The organism is Mesorhizobium sp. M2E.F.Ca.ET.209.01.1.1, assembly GCF_004010375.2.
GTDB lineage: Bacteria > Pseudomonadota > Alphaproteobacteria > Rhizobiales > Rhizobiaceae > Mesorhizobium.
The window spans coordinates 1-407 of sequence record NZ_SADP02000272.1 but is presented as its reverse complement, the minus strand read 5'-3'; the positions used below and the strand labels follow the sequence as shown (position 1 = coordinate 407).

The 407-nt window shown below is 60.4% G+C and carries 1 protein-coding gene and 1 pseudogene; both read right to left on the bottom strand.

What is annotated here, in order from left to right; all coding sequences use genetic code 11:
* Positions 1 to 174: 50S ribosomal protein L18 (locus tag EN852_RS35630; protein WP_281407830.1), on the bottom strand; the 174-nt coding region annotated here is incomplete at its 3' end.
* Positions 175 to 312: 138 nt separating this feature from the next.
* Positions 313 to 407, bottom strand: a pseudogene (locus tag EN852_RS35625) (50S ribosomal protein L6); the annotation flags it as partial.

Sequence of the window (407 nt, the reverse complement as noted above, 5' to 3'; positions counted from 1 at the left end):
CTTCTCGAGCGTCGAGGCGGCAGCGATGGTGTGGCCCTTGGCGTCATCGATCACCTGAACGTAGATGTTCTTCGACGTGCGGTGCACCGAAAGACGCGGACGTTCGCCGGCAACTTTCTTGATCTGGCGACGGACGCGTTGCGCACGGCGCTGGATGGCTTCCTTGGTACCCATGATGTCTTCCTTGCCTTCAAAAAACGGGGGCCGTCATATGCGGTAGGCGAAGCGCCTCCCGCGACCGCTCCCCGCGGCGTTACACTTCCGTGGCTTGGTCCTGTCCGAAAAGTCCGCGACTTTTCCAAGCCAAGCCGATTACTTCTTCTTGCCTTCCTTGCGGACGATCTTCTCGCCAGCGTAACGGACGCCCTTGCCCTTGTAAGGCTCGGGACCGCGGTATTCGCGGATCT